Here is a 14,345-nt window from a genome sequence, read left to right on the forward strand (position 1 = left end):
CGCACATATACGCAAAATAACGTATTTCCAATTTTCATCAAAAATCACACACTCAAATTCATCAAAAAACAATGATCAATATTTGTGTTGATTGACCGAAAACGATTGGGAGATTGATGTTATGAGTGTATCTGAACATCCAAATCTGGACACTGTGCAAGGTACAGATTCACAAAAAGCAGTGAATGAAACCTTAGAAGATTATACTTTACGTTATGCTCCACATAGCTTTCGGCGCTGGAGCCCCAAAGTTGTTGCTATTACTGCACTTGGTGGTATTGCCTATCTTGCTGACTTTTCTATTGGCGCCAGTATTGGTATGTCTTATGGAACAACCAATGCGGTTTTCTCCATTTTATTTGCAGCAATTATTATCTTCTTAACTGGTATTCCTCTTGCCTACTACGCGGCACGTTATAACATCGACCTCGACTTGATTACCCGTGGCGCAGGTTTCGGTTATATCGGATCAGTCCTCACCAGTATCATTTTCGCCAGTTTCACATTTATTTTCTTTGCCCTTGAAGGTTCAATCATGGCGCAAGGGTTATTACTCGGTTTAGGTATTCCGCTTTGGGCAGGCTACCTCATCTCGACCGTCATGGTGATTCCGTTGGTGATTTACGGCATGAAAGCCTTGAGTAAATTACAAGTATGGACAACTCCCCTTTGGCTCATTCTCATGATTGGTCCTGTGGCCTATCTGATTTACCAAGAACCCACCTTAGTCAGCCAGTTTGCTACTTTTACAGGTAAAGAGGGTTTTGCGACTGTAGATATGGCCGCGATCATGTTAGGTGCTGGCATATGTTTATCTTTGATTATGCAAATCGGTGAGCAAATTGATTACTTACGTTTCATGCCTGCTAAAACAAAAGAAAATAGCAAAGCATGGTGGGCTGCTGTGATTTCAGCAGGTCCAGGTTGGGTAATTTTAGGGGCAATCAAACAAATTATTGGGGCATTTTTAGGTTTCTACTTATTAACAAAATTACCGGGTGTAAACAGTACTGAACCTGTTCAACAATTTAATGCAGCCTTTCATGACATGCTTCCGGGCTGGGCTGCTCTAACACTTGCGGTTATTTTGGTGGTCATTTCTCAAATTAAAATTAACGTGACCAATGCTTACTCTGGTTCTCTTGCTTGGACAAGTGCCTACACTCGTATTAGCAAACATTATCCGGGTCGTATTGTCTTTGTGATGGTGAACTTGGCAATTGCCCTTGCCTTAATGGAAGGCAACATGTTTGCAGTACTCGGTAAAATCTTAGGGTTCTATTCAAACTTTGCGATTGCGTGGGTTGTGGTTGTTGCAACAGACATTTCAATCAACAAATATGTTTTAAAGCTTTCACCAAAAGAACCGGAATACCGCCGCGACATGCTCTACAACGTAAACCCTGTGGGTATGGTGGCGTTCCTTGTGTCAGCAGGACTATCAATCGCAGCATTCTTCGGATTACTTGGTAGTTTCTTGGCTCCATACTCACCGCTTATCGCACTTGTACTTGCCTTTGTATTAACACCAATCATGGGCTTATTAACCAAAGGAAAATACTACATCAAGTCACATGATGACGGCATTAAAGAACCACGTTTTGATGCTGAAGGTACACCTGTTGCAACTGTTTACCACTGCCGTGTATGTGAAGAAGGTTACGAGCGTCCAGATATTATGTTCTCTCATAAACATAACGGCACCATCTGCTCTTTGTGTAAAACACTAGATACCTAAATATCCTTAAGACTAAAAAAGAAGCTTTTTAAAGCTTCTTTTTTTTACCCCTAAAGATTTTAGCCAATCGGAAATAAACGTTCAGGCACAACATCTTTCATCACAATGGTTGAGATGAGTCGTTGCACACTTGGAATAGCCGATAACTTTTCATCATATAGCCGTTGGAAAGCGGGTAAATCTTTAGCCACCACATGCAGCAAATAGTCTGGCTCACCAAATAAGCGCTGGGCCTGAATGATTTGCGGAATATCAATCACGGCATTTTCAAACTTCTCAACTGCCTGCTTATCACCTTCTTTAAGCGTAATAAAAACAATCGCTGAAAACTCAAATCCCACTAAGTTTGGGTCGAGTTCCGCCCTGTAGCCTTTGATGGCTCCTGACTCCTCTAAAGCCTTCACTCGTCGATGACATGGTGAAATGCTTAAGCCTACTTTTTCTGCCAATTCAGTAATAGATAATCGGCCATTTAACTGCAATTCAGCAAGAATCTTTTTATCTGTGCGATCCATTTAGAAAAATTTACCCCAAATGAGTGTGATATGAGCAAACATTTAAAAGCACATTCTAAATACATGAGCATATTATTTTCAACAAGTTCGAATGAATAGGAATTTTTTCTAAACCACGAGCGAAACCTTTGGAAAATAGTTTGCCGAGATAAGCATATGGCTTTTAACATTTTTATTGCATTTTGGAGTGTCTCCATTCTTTTTATTATTACTCCAGGGGCAGACTGGGCCTATGCCATTTCGGCAGGAATTAAAGGTAAAGTCGTAGTGCCAGCTGTTGCGGGTATGTTATTTGGGCACTTTATTACGATTTTATTGGTAGCCGCAGGTGTCGGCCTGATTGTAGCCAATAGCCCGACTACTCTCATGGCTCTTACCATTGCAGGTTCCGCCTATTTATTGTGGATGGGAATAAATTTATTAATTAGCCCTCCTACTCCAAATCAATCGGATTCTGAAAAAGCGCAATCATGGTTGAGCTGGGCAACAAAAGGCGTTTATGTGAGTGGCTTAAACCCGAAAGTTTTTCTACTCTTTTTAGCCTTGCTTCCTCAATTTATTGACACTACTGCTTCATGGTCGGTGACTACACAAATTGTTGCGTTCGGCGTCGTACATATGATTAGCTGCGCGATTATTTACTTAATGGTAGGTTATGGTTCACAAGCAATTCTTAAAACCAGACCACAAGCAGCACATTTAGTAGGACGGTTTTCAGGAGGCCTAATGGTCGTCATTGCAACTTGCTTATTGATTGGCCAAATTTAAAAAATATCTCAACTCAACGTTACTGACCTCCAATTCAGGTCAGTAACTCAAGTCATAGAATATAAAAATAAATTTATCTCATTCGTTTCAGGTTATAAGTTACCACTCCCCAAATAACCAGTTCTTGCCCTTCTTCAATATAAATATTTTGATAATCGGAATTTTCAGCTTTCAGCCAAATTTTAGACGGCTGATAATTGTTATCAATCATTAAGCGCTTAACGGTAAAGTCATTGTCAATAAGCGCAATTACAATATCACCAGACTTTGCGGGAAGACTACGATCAACAATAAGCGGATCATCAATATCAATTCCAGCATCTAACATCGACAAAGAATTAGCTTTTACAATAAAGGTGGCATTTTCATTTCTAATGAGATATTCGTTTAAATCAAGTGCTTGTTCAATATCGTCTTGGGCTGGCGAAGGAAAACCCGCAGCAACACGTTCAGTGGCTAAAGGAATATGATAAATTTTATCGTTGTTGGCATGGACCTGTTGAACTTTTAATTTTGAGCTAAAATCTGTCTGATTATCGGTTTTGACATTATTTAGTAACCAATTTTTGATAAAGTTCACTTGAGATTCTGGCACACGAATCACTTTGGTGGGTTCATTGAACTGTGCTTTACGGCCGGCATTTTCTCGGGCACCGCCATGTTCAAACTCTTTTTTCTTTGACATATCGCCTCCATTTCACCGTTCAAATCCTACACAGACAATGTAACTTGAAAAAGTTACATTTTCAAGTTGACGAAATATTTTTTTTGCATAACAATAAATTCATGATCAGATTTTAATCCATTTTACTTTTAACAGGGATGTTAAAATTAAGGTGGTGGTTTGAAGAAAATCAAAACCTATTTCGAAATAGTCTTTATCGCTGACTGTTTCTTGATTTTTATCAAATGAGCTTCTGAACACTTAACATTTTGGTTAAATTCAGTTTTTGGTATGGAGACATGCGAAATGAAAAATCAACGCGATGCGGTTTTAGGCTATGCAAATGAACAACATGCTTACTATATTCGTCTCATTGAAAACGACGCGGTATTAGGTGAAAGCTATGGAATATTTTGTGAAAACCCAGATAGCGAAGCAGCAGAAAGCATTATGACAACGCTATTCTTAAAAAAATCTTTTTGGATAAATGGTTCTGAATATATCGATATCGTAAAAGGGCTACAGCCTCTCCCCCAGTAAATAATTTAAAGATAAAAATAAAGGAGGCAATGAGCCTCCTTTATTTTTTAAAACCTGATGCTTAAGACGTAAAACGTCCATATGCATCGCGTTTTTGGTTGCGGGAGTTTTGTCCGCGACCATCGTAATCGTCGTCGTCATCACGGCTGCGACCTCGGCCTCGACCACCTGAGCGGCCACGATCGTCATCATCGTCGTCACGGCTACGACCACGTCCTCGACCACCTGAGCGGCCACGATCGTCATCATCATCGTCATCACGGCTACGACCTCGGCCTCGACCACCTGAACGGCCGCGATCGTCATCATCATCGTCATCACGGCTGCGGCCACGTCCTCGACCACCTGAACGGCCACGATCGTCATCATCATCGTCATCACGGCTGCGACCACGTCCTCGACCACCTGAACGGCCACGATCGTCATCATCATCGTCATCATAACGGCTGCGGCCTCGGCCTCGACCACCTGAACGGCCACGATCGTCATCATCATCGTCATCACGGCTGCGACCTCGGCCTTGACCACTTGAACGGCCACGATCGTCATCATCATCGTCATCACGGCTGCGACCACGTCCTCGACCACCTGAACGGCCACGATCGTCATCATCATCGTCATCATAACGGCTGCGGCCTCGGCCTCGACCACCTGAACGGCCACGATCATCATCGTCGTCATCATCACGGCTGCGGCCACGGCCTCGACCACCTGAGCGGCCACGATCGTTATCATCATCGTCATCACGGCTGCGACCACGTCCTCGACCACTTGAACGGCCACGATCGTCATCATCATCGTCATCACGGCTGCGACCTCGGCCTCGACCACCTGAACGGCCACGATCATCATCATCGTCGTCACGGCTGCGACCACGACCTCGACCACCTGAACGGCCGCGATCGTCATCATCATCGTCGTCATCACGACTGCGACCACGTCCTCGGCTACCTGAACGGCCGCGATCGTCATCATCATCGTCATCATAACGGCTACGACCTCGACCACCTGAGCGGCCACGATCATCATCGTCATCATCACGGCCACGACCGTTACGACTATCGTTCTTATGGCTTAATGCACCAGCTTCACGAGCTTCTTCAGACGTAAATTCGTGAGCATTACCACTCGCGTGTGCTGCTCGACCAGCTTCACGAGCTTCTTCAGATGTAAATTCATGCGCGTTACCACTTGCATGTGCAGCTCGCCCACCTTTACTGGCTATTTCTCTAACTCTTTCAGGATCCATACTCGCAAATCCACGATTTGAAGTACCCGAACTATTATTATCTTGATCTTCATATCTAGTATTAGCCATAGTTATATCTTCCTATATTTAAATTATAGTCACTACCGCTTTTCGTTAACGGATAAAATAAAGATAAAAGATATAAAATATTTTCCTACCCAAGCTATGTATCAACCTTTTTAAATGTATATTAATAAATCTATAAGTTGTTTAAATAAGTTTTTTATTTATAAAAGAATTATACCCGCACCAATATATTATAAATTTTTATTTTTTTACTTTATAAATATTCAAACCAATTATTATTACTTAATTCAACAATATAATAATGTTTTACAATTTTATTAAAAACAGCTCTCTTAATAACAAAAAGTTTCAAAACATACAAATCGATTAAAAACAGGAACAGCAAAAAAACCAAAAAAGACAAACCAAAAACAAATAAATTAATTTCAAAACAACAACATATAGCATTACATTTAAAAAAATAATTTACTTGAATAGTACTAAATAATATTCAAAAATTTTAATTAATATTTTAAGAGTAGATCTGTCATGCAATTAAAAGTTAACAAACCACCTGTGCAATACATTCACATTGCTATACCTGAAATTTTATTAGGTCATATTAATATCAAGAATAAATGGCAAAATTACGACAAAGAGTGGAGTTACAGACTTGACCCTCCTCATGCAACTCATCCATTCCAAAGAGACTTATATATTATTCAATCCAACAATATTACTTCAGAAGATATAAAAACTCTTCTCGATAATATTATTATAAAAAGCAACCAGATTAATAGTGATGAAATTAACACTAATATTGAAGAAGCAAAAAAAGTTATAAAAAAAGTACTAGACTTGTCAAATAAAATACCTATTGAAAATTGGTTAAATGATACGGGTAATAGATCAATTATTGAAAGTATGATTGATAAAAATAAAATTAAGTTATTAACAGTTATTTAATAATTTAATTTAGATATATTTTTTTACATTCGTATAAATAAGATAACAAAGGCAACTTTTCGAAGCAGACATTTTACTCATATTCACGCTGAGTTCAGCAAAAATAGATTAACCCAATATTTAATAGAGGAGTTTCAACATGGAAAACTCAACAAAGCAATATCCTTCTTCAGTGCCAGCTCAAGTTCAATCTCACCAACCCGGTGATCAAGAAAAAATGCATCCGGAACCAGAAATTATTAAAGCTTCACACAAAGGTAGCGAAAAACTACAAGGTAAAATTGCCGTAATTAGCGGTGGTGATAGTGGTATTGGTCGATCTGTGGCTGTACTTTTTGCCCGTGAAGGTGCTGATGTTGCTATCCTCTATCTTGAAGAGCAGCAAGATGCTGAAATTACCAAGCAATTGGTTGAAAATGAAGGACGAAAATGTCTTCTATTTAAAGGTGATATTTCTGATCCTGAAGTTGCCAAACAGGCAATTGATGAAATTTTGGCTCACTATGGCAAAGTCAATATATTAGTGAATAATGCTGGTGTTCAATATCAGCAAAAAGATATCGTTAATATTAGTAATGAGCAATTAGAAAAAACATTTAAAACAAATATTTTCGCTATGTTCTATCTTACTAAACAAGTAATTTCTCACATGCAAGAGGGAGATAGCATCATCAATACAACCAGTATTACCAGCTATCAAGGCCATGATGAGTTAATAGACTACGCAAGTACCAAAGGTGCAATCACTTCTTTTACACGTAGTCTTTCAAATAATTTAATGAAACAGAAAAAAGGAATTCGGGTAAATGGTGTTGCACCCGGCCCAATCTGGACACCTTTAATTCCAAGTAGTTTTGATGCAGAGACTGTTGAAAAATTTGGTAAAGATACGCCAATGGGAAGAATGGGCCAACCGAGTGAAGTTGCACCTGCCTATTTATTCCTTGCCTCAGATGACGCGAGTTACATTACAGGTCAGGTTATTCATGTAAATGGCGGTCAAATTGTAAATGGTTAAAATATAGATTTTTTTATATAAAAAAGCCCTGAAAGTTAAAAAGCTTTCAGGGCTTTTTCTTTAAGCTGGAACGTGTTGAGCTATTTGCTCGCGCGACCACACTCGGTGTGCTTTAAGTAAGTTTTTAAGCTTCTCTGAAACATGTTTGAAGTCATCTTCAATTAAGGTGCCTTCATCTGCTACCAAGCCTAATGGCTCAAGTAAATCAGATTTATTTCCTAAAAAGACAATTGGTTTTAAATGTTTATAGGCTTCTAGTACATAGTGACGTGTTACGCCATCTTGCATCACCGCATTTAAATTATCGCCATCCGGAAGTATTACCGCATCATATGCAATTGAAGGTTCTGACATTTGCATGCCATCTGCCATAATTACATTATCTTTGTGGTCTTTAACTGGTGCTAGGCTGGGTGCTAATAAATGAATAATAGCCCCTTCCTTAATTGCCCAGTTTTTAATGGTTTCTAGTGCCTCAGACTCAACCAAATTATGAATAAGTACGGCAATTTTACGGCCTTGAATGTCTGCTGGTGGAAAAGCCAACATGGATAACTTAGCAGATTTTTCAATCGCCTGAGGTTTGAAATCAAGGCTTAGATCAGGGACTTCGATACCTAAATTTGCACCCACTTGGCGTGCTAAATCGAGATCAATATTTGCTAAAATTTGTTGAACTTGGCGCTCTCGAATATGTTTTCTTTTCACCTTACTGAGCTCAAAGGTATAAGCATCAACTACATGTTTTTGCTCATGAGGCGCAAGGCTCTTGTAGTAAAGACGAGGCTGAGAGAAATGATCGGAAAAAGACTCACTTCTTTCACGAATCTTTTGACCACTCACTTTTTCATAATAACTTTCAAACCCACCATTTTGTGCAGCTGGAGGTGTCTCAACTGGCCAGTTTTGATCAATCGAGTTCGGTTGATAAGAAGCTTGCCCTTTATGAATCGTATGTTGATGCATTGCATCACGCTGATTATTATGGAATGGACATACAGGTTTATTAATTGGTATTTGATGGAAATTTGGTCCACCTAAACGGCTGAGCTGTGTATCGGTATATGAAAATAGACGTGCTTGTAAGAGTGGATCATTTGTAAAATCGATACCCGGGACAATATGGCCGGGGCAAAAAGCAACCTGCTCGGTTTCAGCAAAGAAATTATCGACATTTCGATTTAAAATAAAACGGCCAATAGGTGTTACTGGCACTAACTCTTCAGGAATAATTTTGGTTGGGTCAAGCAAGTCGAAATCAAATTTCATTTCATCTTGTTCTTCGACAATTTGAACTCCTAATTCCCACTCAGGATATACTCCTTGCTCAATAGCTTCATAAAGATCTCGACGGTGAAAATCAGGATCTTTACCTGCGAGCTTTTGTGCTTCATCCCAAACCAAAGCACTCAAACCTTGTTTAGGTGTCCAGTGGAATTTAACGAAATGAGCTTTACCTTCAGCATTAATTAAACGGAAAGTATGCACACCAAACCCTTGAATTGAGCGAAAGTTACGTGGAATTGCGCGGTCTGACATCGCCCAAATCACGGCATGCGCAGACTCTGGCACTAAAGAAACAAAATCCCAGAATGTATCATGAGCAGTCGCGCCAGTAGGCATTTCTGTATCTGGTTCGGGTTTTACAGCATGTACAAAATCGGGGAATTTAATACCATCTTGAACGAAGAAAACTGGGGCATTATTTCCCACTAAATCAAAGTTACCTTCTTGTGTATAAAATTTAATCGCAAATCCACGAATATCACGAACTGTGTCGGCAGATCCACGTGGTCCTTGCACCGTCGAGAAACGTACAAAAATCGGAGTTTGAATGGTTGGATCAGTCAAAAATCCAGCTTTTGTTAAACGCTCATTACATTCATAGGCCTGAAAATAACCATGAGCACCTACCCCACGCGCATGCACAATACGCTCGGGAATACGTTCATGGTCAAAATGAGTAATCTTTTCTCGTAAGATAAAATCTTCTAATAACGTTGACCCACGAGTTCCCGCTTTTAAACTATTTTGGTTATCAGCAATTTTAACCCCCTGATTTGTGGTTAAAGCCTGATTTGTCGCATCTTCTCTTACTGTGTCTAACTGTTCAGTTTTTTGAGTGGTATTGGCTTTATTTGCAGCATCAGCTCCAGCCATATCACTTGTTTTATTCGTTAATTTACTATTATCAGTCATGTTCATTACCTATGTTTTAAAGTTAAACCTGGGGTGAAATTGAAAGCTTAAAAATTAGTTTTTGTTAAAAGAGCTTAAGTATGGGAAAAGAAGTTCGACATATTTTCGTGTGCTCCAAAGTCCAATGCTCTTATGATGTGAATCGGGTGCCAAAAATGCGGTTAGTTTGCATATTTTTATAGCGAGATCAGGTGTTTGACGGATACGTTCTTGCAGGGCATCAAGCTCCCCATCAGAGATATAGCTAAATAAATAGTCTTGAATACGTCGACTATTATTAAGTGCCCTACTATATTTTAAGAAATTAGAAGAATGGTCATCTCCAGCAATCCAATCATGAATGATCTGACGCTCTACAGGAGTAAACACTCCAAACATTTTTCCATTCTCATCATTAATTAATCTCCAAAAAATACTTTGTTCAGGATTGGCATTAAACTTAATCCATTTATTTTCAATTAAATGCGATACCAGTCCTTGAACGTCGTCTGGGTTAGATAGCCATTGATTAATTGTTTTACATCCGAACTGTCTGGTCTCGTTATGAATTAACTGCCCTACGAGCGCCTTTCTCTTTAAAATTTTTAGAACAAAATCTTCAAGATTTAAATTTTTTATAATTTTCGAAGAACCCACGCCATGATTGTTTAGCGCAAAGCCACGTTTTAATTTAGTAAGAAAAAGTTCTTTATCCCGATATTTATCAAAAATATTTTTTATAACTTTAATTGCTTTATCAGCATGACCATTATCAATATTGTCAATGGTAATGTGCAGATTGAAGTATTTCGAGTCAATGCCAAGTTCAGCAAGCTCATAATTGGTAATTAATAGATGAAGGGGTAGCTGTTCATAACCCAAGTTAAAACCAACTATTTCTGGAATGAATTCAGGTGGAGCATAACCAAGTGCCAATTGGACTACAGCATGATAATAATATTCATCTTCTAAAAGCAGATCGAAACTATCGAGGCCCAAATTACGCATTAAGTCATCATAAATACAGACATGGTTTGCCTTCGGCTCACCTAACCCTAGCTCTTCCAGATAGGTAATAATCAGGTCATGGAAAACCGGATCATTCCAATAGTGAACTGAACTATATAGCCATGCACCGTCTACTTTTTTGGTTGGAGAAACTTTAATTAAAAATTCGAACGCCTGACCAACATTTTTAAAGTATTCTCTCTCACCTCCAGCTTGCCGGCGGTTTAAATAATCCTGAAATACCTCACAATTTTCTTTATTATTTTTTTCACACCATCCTTTAATCATATTTATATCAGAAGGAAAATCAATTTCTGTCTGATCTATCTTATCTATCTCTTTAAAAAGAAAATCTCGTGCTTTCTTCTCTTTCTCAAAACTTGAAATATCAGGATCAAGGAAAAAAACAAATAATTCGTAATAGTTCTGTTGATTATCTTGTAATAAGTCTAATAATCTTTTTTTCACTACAACAGGCATTTCTATTCTCCTTTTGTGAGATATAAAATACCATACTTTACTCATCCTATAATCCCAGCTCCTCTTTGTTATATTACGTTATTAAAAACAGTTGTTTTCATACAAATCATTTAAATTCAAAAACATAACTTCTCACATAAAATTACATTCTCATCTTTAGAATAATTTAAATGCCTGCTTTTATAAAAAATATGTAAATTTTAAACCTTTATTACATTATAGTTACCTTTAAAATTATAAAGATTAAAAAATTAACAAAAAATTTAAAAAAATAATTTTATAACTAATTTAAAAACAAATGAAAGGAGAAAGCAAATGTTTAACTCATGCTATAAATTATTAGCACAAGAAAAAATTAAAATCGCTTTTTTCGAAAGTGCTTCTGCTGGCTATTTAGCTTACCGCTTTTCTTTAAGCCCCTACTCTGGCGATATTCTTATTGGAAGCTTAGTGAGCTATGACTTACGAGTTAAAGAAAATACACTTCATATTTCTTCTGAACTCGTTGAAAAATATACAGCAGAATCAATGCCTGTCACTGTAGAGATGATCAAAAAAGGAAAAGAACTTCTACATGCCGATCTTTATGTCGCTTGTACTGGTCTATTAAAAAAAGGTGGTTCAGAAACTAAAGAAAAACCGGTGGGCACCTTCTTTTATTCTATTTATTATAAAAATCAATTTTACAATTTTAGACGAGTATTTAGAGGATTACCATGTCTCAAACTTAGACAACTTCTCTACTATATTAATCAGGATATAGAATATATAATCTTAGATAATAAAAAATAGAAGTTTTTAATAAAAGATAACATATACACATTTAGAAATGACCATAGTATTTCTTTAACGCCATTTTACTCAAATGTAATTTTATCTATTTTCATATTAATTATGTTTATTGATAAAAATTACATTTTATAAAAATCAAGGTTTTATTATTTTTTTAAAGTTACAGTTAAATATAGGGTAACACCCCTATGCTACACATTAAAAAATTTCATGTTTTAATAAACCTATCTGAAGCTCTCAGATAAAACACACATCATAAATGATATGAGGTAATTAAAGATGAGCACTACTAATAATCAAAGCAATCAACGCAATAATCAACAGCAACAACAGCAGCAAAATGACAACCGTAATAACCAACAGCAGCCAAACGGCAACCAACAGCAAAACGATCAACAGCAACAAAACAATCAGCAACAACAGCAAAATGACAACCGCCGCCAACAACAAGGCTCTAATCAAAAAGATTCAGGCCAACAAAACTCAAATAACAACAATCAGCAACGTTAATCCGTTGTTGATTTAAATGTCATTTGATGCGGTCATTCATTTTATTTAGGAAGGTGAATTCACCTTCCTAAATTTAACATAAGCATAAAATTAAATAATAGATGAGGAAAAACTGATGACAGATCAAAATAGCGATCACGCACGACTGCCAGCTGGCGACCATAATTATTCTGACACTTATTGGCGCGAAAGTTACCTTACTCGTCCTTATTATCAAGAAGCTCAGCTTACTACTCCAGATTTAGATTACGATCGAGATTTTTCAGCAGCCTATGAGTTAGGTCATCGCGCCCGTACTGAAGCTGAGGAAGGTGCTCAGTTTGAAGATATGGAAGGCAGCCTCCAACAAAAATGGGAAGAGCTTAAAGCCGAATCTCGTTTAAAATGGGAACATGCTAAACAAGCAATTAAAGATGCCTGGAACGATAGATAGTATTTAACACAACATCTTCTTTTGCTTTAAAAATATGAGCTTATTTCTGATTGGCCCTCGGAAATAAGCTCTTTTTATGTCTATAAAAAAATCTATTAAGATCATGAAATTCATAATATTTTAGAAAAAAGGCGGCATATTAAAATTATTGTGGAGGTATTGATTTGCTAATTTTGGATCATCAAACACTTCTTTTTTGAACTGAACGCTAGAAACATTAGATAGCGTATGGGTAGGCTTAATAGTGACTTCTACAACATATTTATTCTGCTCATGTTTTGCTTTTACGCCATAAATTTCAGAGTCGTTAATACAGGTTCCATCCGTAAAATATACAAACATGTTTAACCACCTTTAAATATTAAATTGAAAACCAACTGAGCTGAACTTCTATCTTATTATTTAATACCCGACATGATTTTACTCATGTCAGGCATTTAGAAAATTTACGATTTAACTTTCTTTTTTATTAAAATACTCAATAATTTCTTCTCCATTATTTACAGGATTTGCTGAAGAAGTATAAGTTTCGTCGTAAGCATAGGTAGGTAAAACAACCTTAGTTCGAATTGTCGGCAACTTTTCTTGCCCGCCCGTTGTAATCCGCTCAATAAAACCTGCAAGCCATAGTACAAATTCTTGAGTATTCTTGCTCTTTGGAATAATACTTAAATCCAATTTAATTTTAGATTCTTGCAAAGGTTTAATAAGTAATTCAGCAAAATCAATATAATTATATAAAAGCTTAAGCTTTGTCCCCTTAAGCTCATGTCTGAGTTCAATCATCAAATTATTAAGATCTTCCATAGGCTCATCTGTAAAGCCTTTTTTTTCTTTAACATTTTGATATATTTTCTCAGCTATTCTTAAGTACTGGGGCATATCCTTACCTTTATAAAACTGTCATCACTAAAATGAATTTTGGATGAATATAAGTAATTTGTTGTGTTTATTTTATTAATTTTTTGAAACTATAAATTAACCTAGAAACAATTCAGTAACAATAAATTCATAGAAAGACAATAACCCACTAATTTATTGATTAATTTTATATTTTCATATAATTATCTTTTTTATTATGTTACATATTTTATAGAAAATAACGATAAGAAAACTTACTTCAAAGTGAGTTTTCTTAAAAAAAATACTTATGAATTTTTATCCATTTGTTGAGGAGTTGTGGGGTCATTCGCGCCATGAGTTCCTTCATCTCTTGAATCTCGATCTTGGCATGCACTCATACCCATAGCAATTGCAACAACCATACTAACTGCACAAAGAATTCTTAACATTGAGGTCACCCTTATAAGTTTTAAGATGTAGGCTTATGAATAACATGATCTTCTGTTGGCCTACCGCTGTGGTTCTCTTAACTTTTGTAGATTATGCAAGCTTTTGTAAAAATCAAAATTAAATAAATGATTAAAAAATACCATTCTTGCAATTGATATTTTAATTAAATTTTGGCATTGGCTAATTA

At 36.9% G+C, this 14,345-nt stretch carries 16 protein-coding genes; 8 read left to right on the top strand and 8 right to left on the bottom strand.

What is annotated here, in order from left to right; genetic code table 11:
• Positions 1-121 precede the first annotated feature (121 nt).
• Complete coding sequence (locus AC2117_RS11175; protein WP_004642440.1) at positions 122-1,738, top strand: purine-cytosine permease family protein; 1,617 nt, start codon at positions 122-124, stop codon at positions 1,736-1,738.
• Positions 1,739-1,797: 59 nt separating this feature from the next.
• Here AC2117_RS11175 and AC2117_RS11180 read toward each other — a convergent pair whose 3' ends face one another.
• Positions 1,798-2,253, bottom strand: a complete 456-nt coding sequence (locus tag AC2117_RS11180; protein WP_000376211.1) for an Lrp/AsnC family transcriptional regulator — start codon at positions 2,251-2,253, stop codon at positions 1,798-1,800.
• Between the two features lie 156 nt (positions 2,254-2,409).
• On the opposite strand from AC2117_RS11180, the gene AC2117_RS11185 reads away from it, so the two are divergent.
• Positions 2,410-3,021: a LysE family translocator gene (locus tag AC2117_RS11185; RefSeq protein WP_133974120.1), complete on the top strand. Its 612-nt coding sequence runs from the start codon at positions 2,410-2,412 to the stop codon at positions 3,019-3,021.
• A 73-nt stretch (positions 3,022-3,094) separates the two neighbouring features.
• Here the strand turns inward: AC2117_RS11185 and AC2117_RS11190 are convergent, their stop codons facing one another.
• Positions 3,095-3,706 (bottom strand): LexA family protein, encoded by a 612-nt coding sequence (locus AC2117_RS11190; RefSeq protein ID WP_042896688.1) that lies wholly within the window; start codon positions 3,704-3,706, stop codon positions 3,095-3,097.
• 285 nt (positions 3,707-3,991) lie between these two features.
• Between AC2117_RS11190 and AC2117_RS11195 the strand changes: the two genes are divergently transcribed.
• The gene (locus AC2117_RS11195; protein ID WP_133974122.1) at positions 3,992-4,225 is read left to right on the top strand and encodes a hypothetical protein; all 234 of its coding nucleotides are present in this window, start codon (positions 3,992-3,994) and stop codon (positions 4,223-4,225) included.
• A gap of 61 nt (positions 4,226-4,286) precedes the next feature.
• On the opposite strand, the gene AC2117_RS19150 is transcribed toward AC2117_RS11195, so the two are convergent.
• A complete protein-coding gene (locus AC2117_RS19150; protein WP_133974124.1) occupies positions 4,287-5,543 on the bottom strand; it encodes a KGG domain-containing protein in 1,257 nt (418 codons plus the stop codon).
• Positions 5,544-6,029: 486 nt separating this feature from the next.
• Here AC2117_RS19150 and AC2117_RS11205 point away from each other — a divergent pair, with 486 nt between their 5' ends.
• Both AC2117_RS11205 and AC2117_RS11210 read left to right on the top strand, forming a co-directional pair.
• Complete coding sequence (locus AC2117_RS11205) at positions 6,030-6,446, top strand: DUF6367 family protein (protein ID WP_042896692.1); 417 nt, start codon at positions 6,030-6,032, stop codon at positions 6,444-6,446.
• 139 nt (positions 6,447-6,585) lie between these two features.
• Complete coding sequence (locus AC2117_RS11210; RefSeq protein ID WP_133974127.1) at positions 6,586-7,464, top strand: SDR family oxidoreductase; 879 nt, start codon at positions 6,586-6,588, stop codon at positions 7,462-7,464.
• 60 nt (positions 7,465-7,524) lie between these two features.
• Here the strand turns inward: AC2117_RS11210 and katE are convergent, their stop codons facing one another.
• Entirely contained in the window at positions 7,525-9,669 is a 2,145-nt protein-coding gene (gene katE / locus AC2117_RS11215; RefSeq protein ID WP_133974129.1) for a catalase HPII, read from the bottom strand.
• A 48-nt stretch (positions 9,670-9,717) separates the two neighbouring features.
• Entirely contained in the window at positions 9,718-11,130 is a 1,413-nt protein-coding gene (locus AC2117_RS11220; RefSeq protein WP_042896696.1) for an iron-containing redox enzyme family protein, read from the bottom strand.
• A gap of 315 nt (positions 11,131-11,445) precedes the next feature.
• Here AC2117_RS11220 and AC2117_RS11225 point away from each other — a divergent pair, with 315 nt between their 5' ends.
• The 3 genes from AC2117_RS11225 to AC2117_RS11235 all read left to right on the top strand — a co-directional run bounded on the left by AC2117_RS11225 (position 11,446) and on the right by AC2117_RS11235 (position 12,865).
• Positions 11,446-11,922 (top strand): CinA family protein, encoded by a 477-nt coding sequence (locus AC2117_RS11225; RefSeq protein ID WP_133974131.1) that lies wholly within the window; start codon positions 11,446-11,448, stop codon positions 11,920-11,922.
• A 279-nt stretch (positions 11,923-12,201) separates the two neighbouring features.
• The gene (locus AC2117_RS11230; protein WP_133974133.1) at positions 12,202-12,432 is read left to right on the top strand and encodes a hypothetical protein; all 231 of its coding nucleotides are present in this window, start codon (positions 12,202-12,204) and stop codon (positions 12,430-12,432) included.
• 115 nt (positions 12,433-12,547) lie between these two features.
• Positions 12,548-12,865, top strand: a complete 318-nt coding sequence (locus AC2117_RS11235; RefSeq protein ID WP_042896698.1) for a hypothetical protein — start codon at positions 12,548-12,550, stop codon at positions 12,863-12,865.
• Positions 12,866-12,985: 120 nt separating this feature from the next.
• On the opposite strand, the gene AC2117_RS11240 is transcribed toward AC2117_RS11235, so the two are convergent.
• From AC2117_RS11240 to AC2117_RS18870, 3 genes are all read right to left on the bottom strand, one after another.
• Positions 12,986-13,207, bottom strand: a complete 222-nt coding sequence (locus AC2117_RS11240) for a hypothetical protein (RefSeq protein WP_133974135.1) — start codon at positions 13,205-13,207, stop codon at positions 12,986-12,988.
• Positions 13,208-13,318: 111 nt separating this feature from the next.
• Positions 13,319-13,747: a hypothetical protein gene (locus tag AC2117_RS11245; protein WP_133974137.1), complete on the bottom strand. Its 429-nt coding sequence runs from the start codon at positions 13,745-13,747 to the stop codon at positions 13,319-13,321.
• A 266-nt stretch (positions 13,748-14,013) separates the two neighbouring features.
• Positions 14,014-14,157 carry a hypothetical protein gene (locus tag AC2117_RS18870; protein ID WP_075431360.1) on the bottom strand — a complete coding sequence of 48 codons (144 nt, stop codon included), beginning with the start codon at positions 14,155-14,157 and terminating at the stop codon, positions 14,014-14,016.
• Positions 14,158-14,345 lie beyond the last annotated feature (188 nt).

The sequence above is a fragment of the Acinetobacter calcoaceticus genome (assembly GCF_900520355.1).
Lineage (GTDB): Bacteria > Pseudomonadota > Gammaproteobacteria > Pseudomonadales > Moraxellaceae > Acinetobacter > Acinetobacter calcoaceticus_C.

Bases quoted from the DNA above. Each gene is read 5' to 3' on its own strand.
- AC2117_RS11195 (WP_133974122.1), top strand. From the start codon at position 3,992: ATGAAAAATCAACGCGATGCGGTTTTAGGCTATGCAAATGAACAACAT.
- AC2117_RS11235 (WP_042896698.1), top strand. From the start codon at position 12,548: ATGACAGATCAAAATAGCGATCACGCACGACTGCCAGCTGGCGACCAT.
- AC2117_RS11205 (WP_042896692.1), top strand. From the start codon at position 6,030: ATGCAATTAAAAGTTAACAAACCACCTGTGCAATACATTCACATTGCT.
- AC2117_RS19150 (WP_133974124.1), bottom strand. From the start codon at position 5,543: ATGGCTAATACTAGATATGAAGATCAAGATAATAATAGTTCGGGTACT.
- katE (WP_133974129.1), bottom strand. From the start codon at position 9,669: ATGAACATGACTGATAATAGTAAATTAACGAATAAAACAAGTGATATG.
- AC2117_RS11210 (WP_133974127.1), top strand. From the start codon at position 6,586: ATGGAAAACTCAACAAAGCAATATCCTTCTTCAGTGCCAGCTCAAGTT.
- AC2117_RS11190 (WP_042896688.1), bottom strand. From the start codon at position 3,706: ATGTCAAAGAAAAAAGAGTTTGAACATGGCGGTGCCCGAGAAAATGCC.
- AC2117_RS11185 (WP_133974120.1), top strand. From the start codon at position 2,410: ATGGCTTTTAACATTTTTATTGCATTTTGGAGTGTCTCCATTCTTTTT.
- AC2117_RS11220 (WP_042896696.1), bottom strand. From the start codon at position 11,130: ATGCCTGTTGTAGTGAAAAAAAGATTATTAGACTTATTACAAGATAAT.
- AC2117_RS11240 (WP_133974135.1), bottom strand. From the start codon at position 13,207: ATGTTTGTATATTTTACGGATGGAACCTGTATTAACGACTCTGAAATT.
- AC2117_RS11225 (WP_133974131.1), top strand. From the start codon at position 11,446: ATGTTTAACTCATGCTATAAATTATTAGCACAAGAAAAAATTAAAATC.
- AC2117_RS11175 (WP_004642440.1), top strand. From the start codon at position 122: ATGAGTGTATCTGAACATCCAAATCTGGACACTGTGCAAGGTACAGAT.
- AC2117_RS11245 (WP_133974137.1), bottom strand. From the start codon at position 13,747: ATGCCCCAGTACTTAAGAATAGCTGAGAAAATATATCAAAATGTTAAA.
- AC2117_RS11180 (WP_000376211.1), bottom strand. From the start codon at position 2,253: ATGGATCGCACAGATAAAAAGATTCTTGCTGAATTGCAGTTAAATGGC.
- AC2117_RS11230 (WP_133974133.1), top strand. From the start codon at position 12,202: ATGAGCACTACTAATAATCAAAGCAATCAACGCAATAATCAACAGCAA.
- AC2117_RS18870 (WP_075431360.1), bottom strand. From the start codon at position 14,157: ATGTTAAGAATTCTTTGTGCAGTTAGTATGGTTGTTGCAATTGCTATG.